The following is a 15,790-nucleotide window of genomic DNA, read 5'->3' on the forward strand; positions in this document are numbered from 1 at the left end:
CCCGTCACCAACTTGGCAATGGGGGATTGTGTCTAGGCAACTTGTTCTTAAAGTTTTTGAGGGACGGTAATCTTCTGTAAGTCCTCCAACTTGTTCTGGCTTTTTTCCGTCAGCCTCTGGATTTCTTTGAGGAGGTCGCCGACGAAGTCCTGATCAACGAGTCTAATAATCTGATGTATTTGGTCATGTCTAAGACTTGGTCCATTCGTGCTATAGAGGTTAATCTCTGTTTCAGTATCGAAACAGACACAACGGAAGATTCCCTCATTGATTGCGACTTGGAACGGTAGAATGACATTTTTCGGTACATTTTTGTCAATCCAACGTAGGAGTTCAATGAATTCATTGATTATTCGCCACTTTTCAGTCGCAATTGCATCGTCTGTCTGTTTTAAACTGTCTACTGCTTGCTCAATAATTTGATTCATAATTTTCCTTTGTCTATGTCTTGTTGTTTGTTTACACTTGCTGAAGTGCAGTAGCTACTGCATCAATAAGTGTCATCGTTCTGCTTATTTTTCCACTTGTGAGTGTTGAATGTGGATCAGTTGGGTCACCACCGAGTTGCTCGGTGATAATTGATCCGACTGTTGTTGTTTTGAATCCACGCTTTTCGGCAATTCGCACACACTCCTCAGGAAATTGAATTCCTTTTGAAGCTGTAATGATTTTTCGATTTCCAGCAAGAATTACGATGATTGCAATATCGAGACTAACTGAAGGGTGGTTGATTCGAAAGATTCCACTCTCAATACCAATCGTCAGATTGTCAGGAAATTGGAATTTCGCAGCAGTAGCGCGAGTGAGAGCGCCAGCAAAGGTTCTCCTCGAAACCTACTGGTTGTTCATTTTGTCCAGATGGAGCTTTCACTCCATTGATAATCACTTCAAGCTTTAATTTCTCACAAGCCTGGCGCACCGCATCGAGCTTATGGATACTTGTAGAACCAACTGTTATGTTCATTTTAAGCCTTGGTTGAATGTTGTATGTCAAAAAACTATACATAAATACGATAGCATTATATAGATGTTATGTCAATACTGAATCACTGAATTCTCATTCTAAATGCGATAAAGTTTGCAGGCTAATTGCAACACCCTTTTAAAGGTTCATATGCTGGTTCTATCTTAAAAAGAACCCAATTAAGTGGACTTTTATCAGACAAGGTATAAAATACATGCACCGTGGCCATTGCGGCCTCCGAGATTCCCCGCCATAAGGCGGGGTTTCGCCTCCTAGGATTAATTTAAATATTTTTATAATCAAAACAAAATCCGCTTTTCAGCGGATTTTGCAGAACTTTTCGGGTTCTTTTGAGAGTTCTGTTTTAGCAACCTAGTAACATTATAGCATTTTAGTTTATTGAAAAGCAAGTTCCATATAATATTGTGGACCATACGGGAGTCGAACCCGCAAAGTTCTGGTTGCTAAAACAGAACTGACGCCGCGTCAATGGCCCACTGAAGGTTTTCACCTTCAAGATTGATAATATCAAACCGAGTTAAAATCCTGATAAAGAAAGGTTAAAGAAACAATGAAGAAAAATAAGCCCAATTTCCTTGCATTTTCCTAAAAAATAGTGCATAATCATGACCTAATATACTAATGGCTTCCCGAGGGTGTGGCCAAACAAATACATATAATATGGAAAATAATAACCGAGGAGGTGGTAGAAGTTTCGGTGGTAACCGTGATGGCGGTTCTAGATTCGGTGGTGGAGGTTTCAAAAAGGGAGGTTTTGGTGGTAACAGGGGTGGTGGTAGAAGTTTCGGTGGCGATAGAGAAGTAACTATGCATGATGCTGTTTGCGCAGATTGTCACAAGCCTTGCCAAGTTCCTTTTCGTCCAACCAACGATCGTCCAGTTTATTGTAAAGATTGTTTTACCAAAAACGGTGGTCTTGCGGGCAAATCTAGATCAAATGATCTTGCTAAAAAAGATTTTGGTAACAAGCCACAATTCAATTCAAGTTTCAAACCACAAGCAGATTCCAATTTTTCTTCAAATAGTGAAGTAAAGAAACAGTTGGAAGCTTTGAATATTAAAATAGATAGTCTGATTAGAACAGTTGAGGCTATGAAGCCAGTGAAAGTTGAGGTTAAAGAGACAGTTAAGTCAGTTAAGAAAGCTAAGACTGTAAAGGCCAAGAAGACCAAGTAATAGTGAGAATTTCTAATTTTTAATTACTAATTACTAAATAAATCCCAATAAACAAGCTCCAATTAGACATTGGAATTTGGTCATTTCTTAGAAATTAAAAATTAGTAATTAGAAATTTTGTTCTTAATATGGCTTGCGTAATCTCTAAAAATACCTTAGAATCTGCTTACTTAATATAAATTCTCCATATGAGTAAAACAAAAAAGACGACCAAAACGGCTCGTAAATCCTCTAGTCCTTCTCCAAAAAAGAAGGCTTTGCATGCAAAAAAAGATAAAACAAAGAAGGCAAAGTCTTCAGGATCTTCATCTAAAGTCGCAAAGGTAACCAAGGGTAACAAAGCTCAGGATTTTGAGACACGTTCAAACAAACTCATTTCAAAAGGACGTGATCGTGGTTTCGTAACTTATGATGAGATTTTGAAAGAGTTCCCACAGATTGAAAACGATATAACTTTTCTCGATGAACTTTACGCCAAACTCGTTACTGCCAACGTTGATGTCCTTGAAGGTGGAGGTTTGTTAGAGGTTGAAGATTTGAGTCACAAAAAAGTTGCTCCACATATGTCTCGTGGTGCAGATTCTGCCTATGATTCTATTCAAATGTATTTGAAAGAGATCGGTCAGTACCCACTTATCAACGCTGCACAAGAAAAAGATTTGGCACGAAGAATATTGGCAGGTGATACAGAAGCAAAAAATCTTCTCGCTAAAGCCAACCTTCGTCTCGTTGTCTCTATTGCTAAAAAGTATGTTGGTCGCAGTCCAGACCTTACATTGCTTGACCTTATCCAAGAAGGAAACTTGGGACTATTCCGCGCAGTAGATAAGTTTGATTGGACAAAAGGTTTCAAATTCTCAACTTACGCCACATGGTGGATTAGACAAGCTATTACTCGTGCTCTGGCTGACCAAAGTAGAACTATTCGTGTACCAGTGCATATGGTGGAAACTATTGCCAAGTATAAACAAGTTGTCAGACGTTTGAGTCATGACCTCGGTCGCGAACCTCTAGCAGATGAGATCGCTATGGAAATGGATATGGCCGTAGAAAAGATCTATCAGATTGAAAAGATTGAACAAGATGTTGTCTCTTTGGAAAGTCCAGTTGGTGACGATAGTGACGATGGTAAATCTACACTCCAAGATTTTATTGCTGATGACAAGATTCTTTCACCAGATCAAGAGTCTTCACGCAGAATTCTACGTGATCAGGTCAATATGATCTTGAATGATCTTTCAGAAAAAGAACGCAAGATTCTAGAAATGCGTCATGGTTTGAACGATGGTATCACTCATACACTAGAAGAAGTTGGAAGAGAGTTCGGAGTTACTCGCGAACGTATTCGTCAGATTGAAGCCAAGGCTCACGAAAAGATTCGCCAGCATGACAAGATTAACAGACTCAAGAATTACTAATTTTTAATTACTAATTTCTAAATAAATCCCAATGAGTAAGTCCTAATTAGACATTGGAATTTGGTCATTTCTTAGAAATTAAAAATTAGTAATTAGAAATTTTCTAAGTTCTTACCTCTGAGTATTTACTTACTATAAATTAGCATTATACTTCAAGAATGCCTCGAAATCAGAATACTACCGAATTTGATAAGCTTTATGGCTTCTTGAATATACCCCAAAAAATGGCTGTAGATACCGTAGAAGGTCCGGTAGTTGTTATTGCTGGACCGGGAACAGGAAAGACCACGGTGCTCACTTTGCGTATAGCAAATATTTTGAAGAAGACCGACACTGCACCAGAAAATATCCTAGCTCTCACTTTTACCGAATCTGGAGCTTATGTTATGCGACGTAAACTTATGGAGATCATTGGTCCAGATGCTTACAAGGTAAATATTCATACATTTCATGGTTTTGCAGAAAAGATTATTCAAGAATATCCAGATTATTTTTCTAGGATTATTGGATCAAAGATTATTACTGACGCTGAGCAGGTTAAGATTGTGGAAAAACTTATTCAAGCTCGCGATGTGAAAATTTTACGTCCTTTTGGAGATCCTGGATATTATGTTAAGTCGGTTTTGAATGAAATACATCTATTGAAGAGAGAAAATATTTCTCCTGAAAAATTACTGAAAAGTGTAAAAGAGGACATGAACGACCCATCTAGATTTGTAAAAGGGGATAAGGAATTGTCGGCCACCGAAATTGAAAAACTGGAAAAGAGAAATGAGAAAAATCTGGAGTTAGCTGGAATATACAAAAAATACGAAGGGGAATTGTCTGAACAAAAATATTACGATTTTGACGATATGCTTTTGGAATTGATAAGAGCTATGGAAAAAGAGCCTATGCTCAAACTTTTTCTTCAGGAAGTTTACCAATATATCTTGGCTGATGAACATCAAGATGCTAACGCTTCCCAAAATAGAATATTGGAATTGTTAGCAGATTTTCATGATTCTCCAAACTTGTTTATTGTCGGTGATGATAAACAGGCTATATATAGATTCCAAGGAGCTTCTTTGGAAAACTTTTTGTATTTTTCCAAAAAATATAAAGATGCTGTAGTCATTGAACTTACTCATAACTATCGTTCACATCAGGGTATTTTGGATGCTTCACATAGTCTTATTGTGAATAATCCTAGTGTTCATGGGCGTGATTTACCAAAATTATTATCCCTACAAGTTGGTAGTAAGCCAATATTCATAGATGAATTTTCTACTAAAAATGATGAGTTAGAATATTTGGCCAACATTATGGAACGTCTGATAAAAAAAGGTGAGAAGCCAGAAGAGATAGCTATTTTGTATCGTGAGAATAAAGAAGCCAAAGCAGTGGCTGAAGCTTTGAGATTCCATGGCGTAGTTTGTCGTATTGAATCAGATCACAACATTCTAGATGATGTTGATTCTGCAAAAGTTATTGCCATTTGCCGAGCTATACACGATCCATCCAATAGTGAATTGTTGGGCAAAGCCCTACTACTTTCCGAACTCGGTTGTAGCCCAGCTTCTGTCTCGGAAATTTTCAATCATGCTAGTCGCGAAAGAATATCATTATATAAAATAATTGAAGAACTTTTGGCTGGTAAAAAGTGGCCACAACTTAGAGATTTTATCGGCCCTTCTAGGTTAAATGAAATTAAGAGTGCTTATAAAAAGATTACCACTTGGTCAGGGGAATCTCAGACGATGGCTTTTCCAGATTTCTTGCAGAAATTGATACAAGAAACAAATTTGTTGGCATCAATAGTTTCTGCACCAAATTCGTTGGAAAGATTGGCTTCGTTGGAAGTTTTATTTGAAAAAGTCGTAAAAGCTTCTTCATCCAAGAAGACATTTTATCTGGCTGACTTTATAGAATATATAGATATAGTCAGCAATCACGGTATCATGACCAAGCGCACTTTCACGGATCATGTCGGCGGTGTACGTCTCATGACTGCTCATCGTGCCAAAGGTTTGGAATTCAATCATGTTTTTATTGTTAATGCTGTAGATGGAGTTTGGGGCAATCGTACAAGGCGAAATCATTTTTCCGTTCCAGTCATAGAACATGCTCGTGATGTTGGTAGGATTGAAGATGAGCGTCGTCTATTTTACGTAGCCATGACTCGAGCTCGTGAATCTATAAACATTTCTTATGCGAGGTTTAATGATGAAAAGGAAACTGTCAGAAGTCAGTTTTTATCTGAAATAGAACCAACTCTTATTTCTTTCAATAAACCAGAAACTTTAAACAGTCCAGATTTTTTTATTCGTAAGATGAAAACTCCACATGCTACACCAGCGGTTTCTATACTCAATCCAGACTTCGTCAGATCAAAGTTTTTGTCACAACCTTTTTCTGTTACTCATTTGAATAGCTATCTGGAATGCCCGTGGCGTTACTTCTTCGTAAATCTTGTCAGGGTGCCACAGGCGCAAAATAAGCATCAAATGTATGGAACAGCTATACACTCGGCTTTAAGGGCCTTTTTTGAGGCTTATAAGATAGAAAGAGACATGTCCAAGAAGGAATTAGTTGATATTTTCAAGCATTATTTGGATAGACAGCCTATGTCCACAGATGATCGTCAGGATTCATTCAAAAAGGGAAAAGAAGCTTTGGAAGGATATTTTTCTACATACAATGGTAGTTGGGATCGTAACTTGCTTACGGAGTATGCTGTTAAAGCTGTGGAACTTGAATTAAATATTAAAAATCAAAAAGATAAAAATTCTGTAAAAATAAAGTTATATCTTACGGGTAAACTTGATAAGGTTGAACTTCTTGATGAGAAGAATGTCCTTGTCGTGGATTATAAAACTTCAAAACCTAAGTCTAGGAATGATATAGAAGGTAAGACAAAAACTGCCAATGGTAATTACAAACGTCAGTTGGTTTTTTATAGATTACTTCTTGATGAAAGTAAGAAGTTTACTATGAAATATGGGGAGATAGATTTTATAGAACCTAACGAAAGGGGAAAATTCAAGAAAGAACGATTTGAAATAACTGATAGAGAAGTTGAGGATATCAAATCTTTGATAGAAAAAACAGCAAAAGATATTGTTAATCTTTCTTTTATAGATTCAAGTTGTGACGATAAGGAGTGTAGTTATTGCAGACTTGGAAGGCTTCTTAAGAGTTAAAGAATTTCTAACTGTTGTCATTCCCGCGAAGGCGGGAATCCAGGATTATTACGAGATAATAGTTTGCTATAATTTATTTGAAAATGGATTTTGTGGTAACATCCTGGATTCCCGCCTTCGCGGGAATGACACAAAAATTATTTCAACAGACTATCTATAATTCCCGTTACCATAATCTTTGGCATTGCACCACTCATAACGATCATCTTTTTATCATCAGTGACGTATAGTAGGCTCTGAGGAATTCTGTATTGGATAAGAGCATTGGATACATATGTAGTTGCGGTAGGATTGATTTTTTCACTAAGAACAAAGAAACTAGTTGGAGTACCAGAGACATTGGCATTTATACCACTCAATTTTTGAGCACTGACTATATCTTTAGCTTTTTGGCTATTGAGACATTCATTGAATGCAATAATATCAAGACCCAAACCTTTTGCCATGATAGGGAGTTGTTTTTGATCCAAACCTTCTGGAGTTTTGGAGGTTACTGAAGGAGTCAAATCATAGAGCTTCTTTTCATATTCCCAGAATTTTTCATTTCCTCCCAAGATACCAGCACATTCTATGGCACGTGATTCATTTGCTGCGTTGGGGTGAAGGACATTACCTTCTGCATCTGGAGTGTCTAGAGGAAAACTTCTATAAATCAAAGCAACCTTACCTTCTGGTCCATATTTGTCCATTATTTCTACCATTGTTTCGTTGAAGATTTTACAGAATGGACATGAAGGATCGGAGTATTCAACAATTTTTATTGGAGCGTTTGGATTTCCCAAAATACGGTCGGCGGATGTTATCGGTGCAAGATTTATGGCTGGGGCATTTTCAACTTTTGCATCTTTTACAATAGTAGAACTTGGTTTGAATACGTATATGAGAGTCATTGCAATGATAGCTCCGGCAATGATGATGGCTCCTGGTATTGTGATGAAACTTGGTTTATTTTCCATAATTATTTTTTTGTTAGTGGCTTGTAATCATTGTAACATTTCTAAAAAGGCAATGTGTAAGTCATGGCACTAGACTCGGGTATTTCCCACGTGCTTATATCCAATTTTATTTCTTTTATAGAACCAAGTTCTTTGTATTTCAAAAGTTTATTTGCTACGGCATAGTCATATAATTCTTTGGTCAATCTGACATCCTCGGTACAGTATGAGATGAGTTTATCTATCTCACCATTTTGCCACCAAGTGATAGCTTCAGAACCATGACCAGTTTTGTTTTTGCCTAAAGTAGCTTCGCCTACACCATCTAGTTTGAGTCGTCGGCCCAATATCTTTTGTACTTCTTTCATAAGGTCCAGACTTTTTATTTTCGTCAGATCACCAGGATAGTATTTATTCAAAAGCGGAATATCAAAATGGTCACCGTTCCAAGTGATGAGCATATCGGCTTGTTCTAATATAGGCCAAAGTTTGTTGAAGTCATTTTCTAAGTAACTTGTATATTGATCGGTAGCTGAATCGTGTATACAAACTACAGAAATATCTAAATCTACTGGGTCGTTTGATCCTACATCTTGGAAAAAGTTTTTTGTTTCCAAGTCAAAAGTTATTTTGCGCATAGGTTCTATTGTAAAGGTCTACTAGAGATAGTGCAAGGAAAATACTAAAAAACCTGTTTTAGCAGGCTTTTAGTTCTTTTTTAAGATATTTATTATTTCTCCTTCGGTGACGAACTCTTCATTTCCATTTGCCAAAGTTTTTACACATAATTTACCAGTCTTGATTTCTTCATCACCAATGCAGATAACTTTTGGAATTCCACGTTTGACTACGTTGCCGATCTGGTCACCGAGTTTTTTGTTTGATAAATCTACTGCAACACGGATACCTTGTTCGCGTAGCGTCTGCGCTAATTCTAGAGAATATGGAGTATTTTGTTCGCCAACAATACAAATAGAAACATCGGCAATATCATTTCTCTTTGGGAGGGTGCCATATGTTTCCATAAGGTCTTTTGCTATCAAATCTCCAGTTCCAAAACCAACGGCTGGCATTTTGTCATTACCGAATAATGCCAAGAGATCGTCGTAACGGCCACCACCAAAGACTGAGCGTCGGTTTATAGGATTGAGGTCAAATATCTCAAATACGATACCAGTATAATAATCAAAACCACGCATGAGTGTCTGATCAAAGCGTACATTGGTGATGCCGAGCCTTTCGAGGCCTTCTATGACCTGACGAATCTCCTTTAAACCAACATGTTCTTCTTTTGTTTGGGGTAATAGGGAAGTGAATTCTTCAAAATTTTTGGAATTGAGTAGAGTAAGGAATTTTTGGGAAATGACAACAGAGTTGAATATCTCTTCAACCCCAGCCTGAAAAGCCTCTGGTTTGAGTTTATCTTTTTTGTCTATGAGTTTAGAGACTTTTTGTGACAATGTTTCATCCAAACCAAAAACTTCCTTGGTTATGTAATTCATAACCTTGCGATTGTTGAGACGAATTTCAAAATCTGTATCTTTGAGACCATAAGATCTGACGATATCGTAAGCTAGATTGATGATCTCAATCTCGGCGTTTATGGATTCTACACCGAAAATATCAGCATTGAGTTGCCAATGTTCACGAGTGCGTCCACGTTGTGGTTGTTCGTATCGGAAAAGGTTTGGAATAGAAAACCAACGAATAGGGGATACGAGTTCACGTCTACGCCCAGCTATCATGCGAGCAACGGTAGGTGTCATCTCAGGACGAAGTGTAACCTCACGATCTCCGCGGTCAGTGAAGGTGTAAGTTTGTTCGTTGACTATTTCTGCGCCGGATTTTGCTCGATAAAGATCGGCAGGTTCCAAAACGGAGGCGCCGTATTCTTCGTAGCCATACTTTTCGCAATTATTTCTCCAGATATTGAAGATTTTATTTTCGGTGGCCATATCGGCTGGATAGAAGTCACGGACACCCTTATATGGGTCAACACCTAGTTTTTTTACATTTTCTTTCATGAGGATATTGTAGCATGGAGTGTATAACTGCCAAATAGGGTTTGGGTATATGGTATAATTGTATGAATAATTAATAATGAATAATTAACTTTTATAAAGTATGAAATTATTTGCTAAGACCAGTATTTTTGTAGTTACATTGATGGTTGGCATATCTCTAGGTTTTTTTCATCAAGTTTATGCTCAGGTCGATGGTTCGGTCTGGGGGTATCAGGGGTGGACACCTTACGACCTGCCCAATTTGGAAGAAAATAATACGGAAATCATCCAGAATCAAGGTAGTGATTTTCAAGATCAGAGCAATACTTTTCCTACAAATTTTTCTAATAATTATTACGGTAATAATTATAGACCTTGTGATAATATGAAAAAGTATTTTTATTTTGGGGGTCAAGGAAAATTAATCACTGAGCGTTTTGGTATATACGATAACAGGTCTAATATTGAGTGTTACATAACTTTCTTATCTAAGCTTAATCTTTATAATGGTTTAGATGCAGTTATAGTAAATCCTGGCGGACCGAACATTCCTTTGGTGCCAAATGTTTCTGGGGCAAATTGGAACATTAAGTATGCAAATAGAGGAGTCTTTAATGAAATTGTTTTGTTTGAGTTTGTCCTTGATGACTTGGGAAAAGGTCAATCGTCTGAAAGTAGATATTGGTATTTGACCGTAAAGAATAAATCCACAGATCTTCCTATTGTAGAAAATCTTATAGCGAAAAATGGCAAGATTACAATAAAGGTTGGCCCGCTAACTTTTGATTTATCAATGAAAAAGTCAGAAACTTGTAAGAAGATTTCTGGTGATGGGCCAAATAAAATTGTATTTTTGAGAGGAAGGACATCCGAACTATCAAGTAGTGATCTTTCAGGTATGGCAAATGACTTTATTAATCGTGGATTTAAATCTGTTCAACCTATAAAGAAATATTCAAATCTCCTTTCTTTTTATATAGATGAAGTAGAACTTGATGATTTGCCGTATTCTTCTGGAGATCAGTATTCTAATGGACTTGAATATGGTATTAATAGGGCTGTTAGGACCGAATCAAAATGCAATTCAATTGATAAAGGTGATACGATATATTTGCTATTTTATAAAGGTAGAACAGCTTCTACGGTTAAAATGATAGCCTACACTGATTTTGATAGTAGGGTTATCAAATTAAATATGGGATCGTCTAAAGGGAAAATAACTGAATTTGTGGCAGTACATGAATGGGGACATGCATTTGCTAAGCTTTCTGATGAGTACATCATTTCCAAGGAAGATTATTTTGGAGATCTTGCAAAAAATATAGATTCCAAGAATTGTACTACGAAACCATTTGAAGATTATGTAGATTCTGAACATAATATAATGTATGGCTCAGATAATAATCTAGGGTGTTCCCACGTGTATCATGAATTGTTTGATGATAATCCAAAAAGTGACAGAGCTTCTGTATTTTACAGGCCATCTCCTGTAAGTATTATGGATTTGTATGGTCATCTTTTGACTCCTGGTGCGGGCCAGAGATTTAACGTCATTAGTTGCGGTTATGTCATATCAGCTATGTTAAATGAGCCAATAATGAAGAAAAATGCACAAAAGCATTGGGCAGAATGTCTTCAGATGGCACAGACAGACGGAAGTGTAAATGCTGATGAAATTCCTGTTAGACGCCCTACCCCAACCCCTAGCCAAATCATGCCAGATCCTGATGATTCCAATACTTACATAGTATCTGGTACAGGATTCTCACCTACAGGAAATACGGTTGAACTTACATGGCTTGGTTCAGTTGCTGTTAAAGAAGAGTCAAATTTATTTGCGGATATTATCAAACAAATCTTCCCAACTTCAATACCGCAAGCCTCGGCTGGTTTCAACGATATCTTTAAGATTTATAACATATTATCTGACGGTATCACTTTGAAGTTTACCGTCCCACCAGAAGCTCCAGCTGGAAAATACTCGGTAAGAACATCGGCACTTAATAGTGATTGGAGTACAAATATTCTTAATATAGTTAAGACTGTAGGATCAGCGATTTCTAGAGGTAACGTAAATACTACACCACCACCTTCGGTGCCTCCAACCACACCTCCTCCTGTTGTGCCGAATACACCAGTCACCAATCAACCTGCAACAGCTTATTCATTATCTGTTTCCAAATACGGTACAGGCCAAGGAACTGTAACGGGTGGTTCTATCAATTGTGGATCTTCTTGTTCATTGTCAGATGTGACTCCTAGAACTTCTATCAGTCTTACCGCTATACCAGCTTCTGGTTCTACATTTTCTGGTTGGAGTGGTGGAGGATGTTCTGGAAATGGGAGTTGTAATGTTACAATAAATACAAACCTTACGGTAACAGCAATATTCATTTCTAAGTCTAGATCTTCTGATACAAATGATTCTGACTCTGACTCTAATACACCCTCGACAGCCGTTTCTGGTTATTGTTCAACAGAATTTAATTCTTGCGTAAGAGGCTCTTTTTCTGACAGAGAAGATAGTGAGTTTAGTTACAACTGGTCATGTCTCGGTTCAAATGGCGGGGCTGATTCAAAGTGTTCGTCATCAAAGGTTATAGTATCAATGAATACAGTTCCAAAGGTTATTGAAAATAAGCCTATTACTTTTATCCCAAAACCAGCCAATCGAGTTGATCCTAAAGACTATGTTATTCCAGATCTATCTACGACCACCACTCAAGAATCTATTGATATCAAAGTTCCTAAAGGAGCAGATATAATCAAGTCACTTGTATCTGGAATTATCTTGCAAATAATGAATGGTGTAAACAAAACTACAGAAACATTTTCTAACGTCTTTAATTTGTAATTGTAAAAAATATGTTAGGATAGATTTATGAAAAGAATAGTCATCAAGGAAGGTCCAGTAGTCTTTTTGAGGAATGTTGTAATCATGGAGATACTGGCCGTGGTTATCTTTGTGGCTATATCTTACCTAGCCAATTATGAGCAATTATTTATTGGAATTGGTTTGGATAAGTATGTTCAGTATCACAATTTCATTATAATTGTATTTTCTTTATTCCAACTATTCTATATACTAGCTTTATTTTTTGATTGGTATCTCAAGTATTACGAAATCCGTGAAAGAGAAATAGTTCGTCGCTCAGGTTTGTTTTTGAGACGTCAAAGGTCTGTTTCTTTGTTGCACATCGTTGCCGTAGAAGTAACTCAAGGACCTCTGGATCGTATACTTCGTCATGCAAATTTAATTCTAGAACACGATAATGGCAGAACCACTATCATTCAAAATGTTGCTGGTTATGAAGAATACGTTGAAGTTATCAAGCAGACTATTGATAATACGATGAAGAAACCGATACATTCTAGAAGTTTGCAGATGTTCCTCAAAGAAGGTGAAGGTTTGTTTTTAGAATACAAACAGACTTTGCGTTATGATATCCGCAAAAAAAGTGTAAGCAAAGATGTAGAAAGGGCAGTGATAAAAACTATTGCTGGTTTTATGAATGCTGACGGAGGAACTCTGATAATAGGTGTAGATGATGAAGGTAAGGTTACTGGTCTTAAAAATGATTTTGAAACTTTGGCCAAGAAAAATAGAGATGGTTTTGAAAATCATTTGAATAATCTTGTAAAGACGATGTTGGGTATAAAATTTGCCAATTATATACACACCCGTTTTGACTATTTCAACGACAATGAAGCCTGTCTAGTCTCTGTAGACCCTAGTCATAAGCCGGCTTACATCCACAATTCTGAAGGTAAAGAAGAATTCTTCGTTAGAATGGGAAATTCCACCCAGCCATTTTCTATGAGTGAAGCTGAGGAATATATGAAAACAAGGTGGAAATAAAAAAGGAGGTTAACCTCCTTTTTTATTTTATAAATCTTTTCTTCTTGCTCTTGCTCGGTCTAATTCTGTGAGAAACTTCTTGCGTAAGCGGATACTCTTTGGAGTTATTTCTAGATATTCATCATCACGCATGAGCTCTAGACCACGTTCAATACTGAGGGTATAAGGTGGTACGAGAGTCAAAGCTTCGTCTTTACCAGAAGAACGCATGTTAGAAAGTTGTTTTCCTTTACAAGGATTGACTTCTAGGTCGTCACCCTTTGATGTATCACCAATGACCATACCTTCGTAAATCTCCATAGCTGGAATAATGAATAGGCGTCCACGGTCTTGTAGATTCCAGAGTGAGAAACCAAATGAACGTCCTGACATCATAGACGTCATAGAGCCTGTCTGACGCTTTTCTATATCGCCTACATGAGGTTTGAAGCCAATGACACGACTAGACATGATACCTTCACCCTTTGTATCAATAGTAAAAGCGTTGCGATAACCCAAAAGACCACGAGTAGGTATTTCAAAAACCATACGAACTTGATTGCCGTGATTTTTCATATCAGTCATGATACCTTTTCTTTTTCCGAGAGTCTCAATAATGATGCCAGAATATGTTTCTGGTGTATCAATGATAACTTCTTCAAATGGTTCCATGAGTTGACCATTTTCTTCACGAGTGATGACTTTTGGTTGAGAAACTTGGAGTTCATAACCTTCGCGACGCATGTTTTCTATGAGGATAGCTACGTGAAGTTCTCCGCGTCCATAGACGGTGAATCCTTCTACGGCAGGATCTGTAGAAGTAAAATCAACTTTTAATCCTACGTTTGTCTCTAGTTCTAACTGTAGTCTTTCGCGAATCTGACGACCCGTGACGAATGTACCTTCTCTTCCTGCAAAAGGGGAATTGTTAACTAAAAATTGTAGAGAAATGGTTGGTTCATCAACCGTGATAGCTGTCATGGCAGGGGTGTTTTCATTATCTACGATAGTTTCTCCGATATAAATATCTGGCATACCTGCGACTGTGACGATGTCGCCTGATTCGGCGGTTTCAGTCTCGGTACGTTGTTTACCATTGAATGTAAAAAGCTTTGTGATCTTGCCAGTGAATGATTTGCCTTTGATATCTTTGACCCAAACATTTTGACCATTCTTTATTTTACCAGTATAGATACGACAAACAGCCAATCTTCCAAGGAAATTGTCATAACCCAAGTTGAAAACTTGAGCAGTTAGAGGTTCAACAGCTGAACTGTCTTTGTTTTCTAGAGATTTTTTATTTGCAGGTGGAACATGTTCCAAAATAGTATCTAAAAGTGGAGTAAGGTCTTTGGAATCGTCGGTAAGAGCCTTCTTTGCTACTCCTGTGCGACCAATAGCGTAAATAGTAGGGAAATCTATTTGTTCATCATTTGCACCGAGTTCCATGAATAATTCTAAAACTTCATCATGAGCACGTGCAGGGTTGGCGGCAGGCTTGTCTATTTTATTGATGATAACTATAGGTTTGATACCTAGTTCCAAAGATTTCTTCAAGACGAAACGTGTCTGTGGCATAGGACCTTCTTGTGCATCAACTACGAGTAAAACCGTATCAATAGAACGAAGTACGCGTTCAACCTCGGATCCGAAGTCGGCGTGTCCGGGAGTATCAACGATATTGATCTTGGTACCTTTGTAGTTTATGGAAGTATTCTTTGCGTAAATAGTAATACCGCGCTCTTGTTCTAGGGCATTGGAGTCCATGGTACCTTCGTCACCGTGACCACATTGGGTCATGATGGCATCGGTAAGAGTGGTCTTACCGTGGTCTACGTGGGCGATAATAGCTATATTTCTGATTTCCATGTGGTTTTAATTGGGTTTTCCGTCGAAGGATTAAAAAGAGAGCCGACGGCTCGTCCCATAAGTAAAGCATAAAAAGTAAGTAAAAGTCAAATTTTTAAAAACCCCGTCACATGTGACGGGGTTTGAACGAAAAATATTACTTAAGCACACGCGAGCATCGGTGCCCTTGTTGACCTCTTACTAGTACGTGCGAGCGGTCCATTACGCTCTTCCTCCAAAGCGGCGCAAGCTACCGAGACTGCAACAAGACTCGGTTTTTTGCCCCGACGGTTTTTCCAGGCGTTAAGTGTGGATTCCAGATCCAACCGATAATTTCTTTCAGCTTTTCTTGCCATATTATCTTTTTCGTTGATTTTATTTTTTGATCTCCTATTGCATTCCTAT

General features: G+C 37.6%; 10 protein-coding genes, 1 tRNA gene and 1 pseudogene. 5 read left to right on the forward strand and 7 right to left on the reverse strand.

From position 1 onward, the window contains the following. Positions 1–47 precede the first annotated feature (47 nt). The 3 genes and pseudogenes from WCS89_00125 to WCS89_00135 all read right to left on the reverse strand — a co-directional run bounded on the left by WCS89_00125 (position 48) and on the right by WCS89_00135 (position 1,460). The gene (locus WCS89_00125) at positions 48–428 is read right to left on the reverse strand and encodes a hypothetical protein (protein ID MFA6553903.1); all 381 of its coding nucleotides are present in this window, start codon (positions 426–428) and stop codon (positions 48–50) included. 31 nt (positions 429–459) lie between these two features. Then, a pseudogene (locus WCS89_00130) lies at positions 460–813 on the reverse strand (DUF84 family protein). A gap of 577 nt (positions 814–1,390) precedes the next feature. Next, positions 1,391–1,460 (reverse strand) — tRNA-OTHER (locus tag WCS89_00135). Between the two features lie 185 nt (positions 1,461–1,645). On the opposite strand from WCS89_00135, the gene WCS89_00140 reads away from it, so the two are divergent. The 3 genes from WCS89_00140 (at position 1,646) to WCS89_00150 (ending at position 6,761) form a co-directional block, all read left to right on the forward strand. Next, positions 1,646–2,161, forward strand: coding sequence for a CxxC-x17-CxxC domain-containing protein (locus WCS89_00140; protein ID MFA6553904.1), 516 nt, complete (start codon positions 1,646–1,648; stop codon positions 2,159–2,161). A gap of 188 nt (positions 2,162–2,349) precedes the next feature. Next, on the forward strand, positions 2,350–3,579 hold the full coding sequence (locus WCS89_00145; protein MFA6553905.1) for a sigma-70 family RNA polymerase sigma factor: 1,230 nt from the start codon (positions 2,350–2,352) through the stop codon (positions 3,577–3,579). A gap of 158 nt (positions 3,580–3,737) precedes the next feature. After that, positions 3,738–6,761, forward strand: coding sequence for an ATP-dependent DNA helicase (locus WCS89_00150; protein ID MFA6553906.1), 3,024 nt, complete (start codon positions 3,738–3,740; stop codon positions 6,759–6,761). Positions 6,762–6,898: 137 nt separating this feature from the next. On the opposite strand, the gene WCS89_00155 is transcribed toward WCS89_00150, so the two are convergent. The 3 genes from WCS89_00155 to hisS form a co-directional block, all read right to left on the reverse strand. Next, entirely contained in the window at positions 6,899–7,717 is an 819-nt protein-coding gene (locus WCS89_00155) for a thioredoxin domain-containing protein (protein MFA6553907.1), read from the reverse strand. Positions 7,718–7,758: 41 nt separating this feature from the next. After that, on the reverse strand, positions 7,759–8,334 hold the full coding sequence (locus tag WCS89_00160) for a ribonuclease H-like domain-containing protein (protein ID MFA6553908.1): 576 nt from the start codon (positions 8,332–8,334) through the stop codon (positions 7,759–7,761). Between the two features lie 69 nt (positions 8,335–8,403). Beyond that, positions 8,404–9,720: a histidine--tRNA ligase gene (gene hisS, locus WCS89_00165; GenBank protein MFA6553909.1), complete on the reverse strand. Its 1,317-nt coding sequence runs from the start codon at positions 9,718–9,720 to the stop codon at positions 8,404–8,406. A gap of 100 nt (positions 9,721–9,820) precedes the next feature. Between hisS and WCS89_00170 the strand changes: the two genes are divergently transcribed. Beyond that, positions 9,821–12,553, forward strand: coding sequence for a hypothetical protein (locus WCS89_00170; GenBank protein MFA6553910.1), 2,733 nt, complete (start codon positions 9,821–9,823; stop codon positions 12,551–12,553). Between the two features lie 27 nt (positions 12,554–12,580). After that, the gene (locus tag WCS89_00175; GenBank protein ID MFA6553911.1) at positions 12,581–13,558 is read left to right on the forward strand and encodes an RNA-binding domain-containing protein; all 978 of its coding nucleotides are present in this window, start codon (positions 12,581–12,583) and stop codon (positions 13,556–13,558) included. A 27-nt stretch (positions 13,559–13,585) separates the two neighbouring features. Here the strand turns inward: WCS89_00175 and typA are convergent, their stop codons facing one another. Then, positions 13,586–15,406 carry a translational GTPase TypA gene (gene typA / locus WCS89_00180; GenBank protein ID MFA6553912.1) on the reverse strand — a complete coding sequence of 607 codons (1,821 nt, stop codon included), beginning with the start codon at positions 15,404–15,406 and terminating at the stop codon, positions 13,586–13,588. Positions 15,407–15,790: the final 384 nt, after the last annotated feature.

It is taken from the genome of Candidatus Paceibacterota bacterium, from assembly GCA_041666915.1.
GTDB lineage: Bacteria > Patescibacteriota > Minisyncoccia > Phycocordibacterales > PALSA-1337 > C7867-002.

Coding starts and splice junctions, on each gene's coding strand:
- WCS89_00125 (MFA6553903.1), bottom strand. CDS start 428: ATGAATCAAATTATTGAGCAAGCAGTAGACAGTTTAAAACAGACAGAC.
- WCS89_00140 (MFA6553904.1), top strand. CDS start 1,646: ATGGAAAATAATAACCGAGGAGGTGGTAGAAGTTTCGGTGGTAACCGT.
- WCS89_00145 (MFA6553905.1), top strand. CDS start 2,350: ATGAGTAAAACAAAAAAGACGACCAAAACGGCTCGTAAATCCTCTAGT.
- WCS89_00150 (MFA6553906.1), top strand. CDS start 3,738: ATGCCTCGAAATCAGAATACTACCGAATTTGATAAGCTTTATGGCTTC.
- WCS89_00155 (MFA6553907.1), bottom strand. CDS start 7,717: ATGGAAAATAAACCAAGTTTCATCACAATACCAGGAGCCATCATCATT.
- WCS89_00160 (MFA6553908.1), bottom strand. CDS start 8,334: ATGCGCAAAATAACTTTTGACTTGGAAACAAAAAACTTTTTCCAAGAT.
- hisS (MFA6553909.1), bottom strand. CDS start 9,720: ATGAAAGAAAATGTAAAAAAACTAGGTGTTGACCCATATAAGGGTGTC.
- WCS89_00170 (MFA6553910.1), top strand. CDS start 9,821: ATGAAATTATTTGCTAAGACCAGTATTTTTGTAGTTACATTGATGGTT.
- WCS89_00175 (MFA6553911.1), top strand. CDS start 12,581: ATGAAAAGAATAGTCATCAAGGAAGGTCCAGTAGTCTTTTTGAGGAAT.
- typA (MFA6553912.1), bottom strand. CDS start 15,406: ATGGAAATCAGAAATATAGCTATTATCGCCCACGTAGACCACGGTAAG.